The following is a 2,728-nucleotide window of genomic DNA, read 5'->3' on the forward strand; positions in this document are numbered from 1 at the left end:
TCTGCGTCGGTCTCGAAGGGTTCTTCCCAGATGGTAGAGGATGTCGTCGTTGTATACCACTTCGAGTATCCAACCCTCCTGACCGACAATTTGAAAAATCTGGACTTCGACGGTGATCCCGTCCTTTGTGAAGTATCCCGAAGTTGGCGAGACAACGATCTCGCGTACTGGTTCAGTCATAAAATGCCTTTGAGTTCTGACGGCTGTTGGGCCGCATCAAAACCACACGGCACATCGGGAGTCCAATCCTCATGCGCAATATCTCAGCCGCCAACCTGGCGGCCCTACAGGCGCGCGCCTTGGTTGCCCGCGACTTCCTATGGATCGTTGCCCGCAACCGCGTGACGGGCGGCCCTGTGACMGAYGGCATGTGGTCAGACGTYGGCAAYGTGTCGGCGTCKGTCATCCATCCCGAYACRGGGCTTGAGGTGACGCGCGACTGGTTCGGGTCCGGCACTCTTGTTGCGGTCAACGACATTCCGCTCGTGTCGAACCTGACCGTCCAGATTGTCAAAATCCARCTTAGCCAGGTCGCCGAACGGGTCGAGCGGCTTGTACGCGAATATGACTGCAAGCAGGCGAGGGTGGAGATYTACCGCGGCCTGTTCGATCCGGACTCGCGCCAGATGGTCGCTCCAGCCGAGTGCCGATTTGTCGGCTTTGTAGACAAGATCGAAATCAACACGCCCGCCGAAAACGAAGAAGGCAGCGTGACGCTGATGTGCGCCAGCCATACCCAGGAGATGACTCGCGCCAACCCGGACACGCGCTCGCACGAAACGCAAAAGCTGCGCAGCGCGTCAGATACCTTCTTCAAGGACAGCGCGACGGTTGACGCATGGGAGATTTTCTGGGGCTCGGTCAAAGGCCAGGTTCCCACCCAGAAGAAGCGCAAAAAGTTCTTGGGCATCTTCTGATGCAGGTTCGCACCGCCAACGAAGGCGACCGGCTTGCTGTCGTTCGGCTGCTCAAGGAAAGCCACGCAGCGGCTGGCTTCACCTTCCCGTTTCAAGCCGCCTACGCTGAGCGGCTGTTCAAGCAACACTTGGCCGACGGTCTCGTGTTGGTCATAGGCGAACCTGCCCAAGGCGTTCTGATGGCGCGTGCTTTCGAACATCCATTCGGTGCCGGTCTCTGGGCCAAGGAAACCGTTTGGTACATCGCGCCTGCCGCTCGCGGACGCTCCGCACTTCGCATGCTCGATGCCTACGAGGCTTGGGCGCGCGAGCAGGGCTGCGTCACCATCGGCATGGCCTCGCTAGCTACCAATGACGTCTCTGGTCTCTACGGGCGGCGCGGCTACGCACCTGCCGAAACGCACTTCCTGAAAGCGCTCTAGCGCCGGCCTCCAGGTCGCATTTCCAAGGTACATCATGGCTATCTTCTCAGCGATCGGCGCCGTGGTCGGCACCGTATCGACATTCATTGGCGGTCTGGGTGCGTCGATCGGGGCTTTTGTCCTCAAGACGGCGGTCGGCATTGGCCTCAACCTTCTTGCCCAGTCGATAGCCGGCAAGGCCAAAGACCCAACATTCTCGATCAACGGTTCGCTTCAGGCGGGCGGTGATCTTGCGAGGTCGTTCATTCTCGGCAGGACGGCAACAGCCGGTTCGCTGGTATGGGCCAACACCTGGGGCAATGTCGACGACACGCCGAACGCGTTCCTGACGCAGGTTATCGCACTCGCGGATCTGCCCATCGCCAGCCTCGACGAGGTCTGGGTGAACGGCGAGCGCTGCACACTTGGCGCCGACACCGGCTACGGCCGGAACGTCAACGAGTATCACGACAGCCTTTGGGTCAAGTTCTACGACGGCACGCAGACGGCTGCCGATCCTTTCCTTGTCTCTTCTGCCTCGAACGGACAACGGCAATGGGACGGCACGCGCGTTGGGCGCGGTGTCGCCTACGCCATCGTGACGGCGAAGGTCACGAAGAACGTTTTCTCCGGCATCCCGTCATTCAAGTTCGTCGTCAGCGGCACCAAGCTCTACGACCCGTCACGCGATTCTAGCGTTGGCGGTGTTGGACCGCAGCGGTGGAGCACCCCAAGCACATGGGGCGGCGACGGCGATCATCTGCCGGCTGTGCAGGCCTACAACCTGCTTCGCGGTCTGACCTTCGGCAACAAGTGGTTCTATGGCCTGCAAGGGCTGGCTGCCGCCCGTCTGCCAGTGGCGAACTGGATTGCCCAGATCAACAAGTGCCGCGCGACCATCGGCGGCGCGTCTGGCCCGGAGCCAACCTATCGCTCGGCTGGCGAAATCCAGATCGAAGCGCCGTTGGCGTCTGCGCTCGAGGCAATCCTGACATCGTGCCAAGGTCGCATTTCAGAGATTGGCGGCGTCTACTCCATCTATCTCGGCGCACCTGACCTGCCGACGTTCGCTTTTACCGACGGCGACATCCTGTCGACCGAAGAGCAGTCGTTCACGCCGTTCTTCGGGCTGTCAGACACCATCAACGGCATTTCGGCAACTTACCCGTCGCCGGCCGATGGCTGGGCCGCCAAGACCGCACCACCGCTCTACCGACAGGACTTGGAAGCTCTGCACGGCAACCGCCGGCTCATGGCTGACGTGCCGTTAGACTTCGTTCCCTACGCCGAGCAGGTGCAGCGGCTTATGCTGTCTGCCCTGCTGGAAGCGCAGCGAGCTCGCAGGCACACCGAAGTCCTGCCGCCTGAGTTCTGGCCCTACGCGGTGCCGGGTGCGGTGCTGTCGTGGAC

Annotated in this window: 3 protein-coding genes and 1 pseudogene; 3 read left to right on the top strand and 1 reads right to left on the bottom strand. The window is 61.2% G+C overall.

Translation table 11 applies throughout. The features are described 5' to 3' along the window. Nucleotides 1-180, bottom strand: a pseudogene (locus tag AC1DUU_RS28630) (hypothetical protein); the annotation flags it as partial. A gap of 248 nt (nt 181-428) precedes the next feature. On the opposite strand from AC1DUU_RS28630, the gene AC1DUU_RS28635 reads away from it, so the two are divergent. From AC1DUU_RS28635 to AC1DUU_RS28645, 3 genes are all read left to right on the top strand, one after another. Continuing rightward, nucleotides 429-917, top strand: coding sequence for a hypothetical protein (locus AC1DUU_RS28635; RefSeq protein ID WP_476786716.1), 489 nt, complete (start codon nt 429-431; stop codon nt 915-917). After that, nucleotides 917-1,339: an N-acetyltransferase family protein gene (locus AC1DUU_RS28640; RefSeq protein ID WP_476786717.1), complete on the top strand. Its 423-nt coding sequence runs from the start codon at nt 917-919 to the stop codon at nt 1,337-1,339. Before AC1DUU_RS28635 ends, AC1DUU_RS28640 begins: the two co-directional genes overlap by 1 nt. 34 nt (nt 1,340-1,373) lie before the next feature. Then, the coding region (locus AC1DUU_RS28645; RefSeq protein ID WP_476786718.1) for a phage tail protein at nt 1,374-2,728 on the top strand (1,355 nt) is incomplete at its 3' end.

This window comes from Aminobacter sp. P4_H6_2 (assembly GCF_056400805.1).

Excerpts from the sequence above, each read along its gene's own strand:
- AC1DUU_RS28640 (WP_476786717.1), top strand. The coding sequence starts at position 917 with ATGCAGGTTCGCACCGCCAACGAAGGCGACCGGCTTGCTGTCGTTCGG.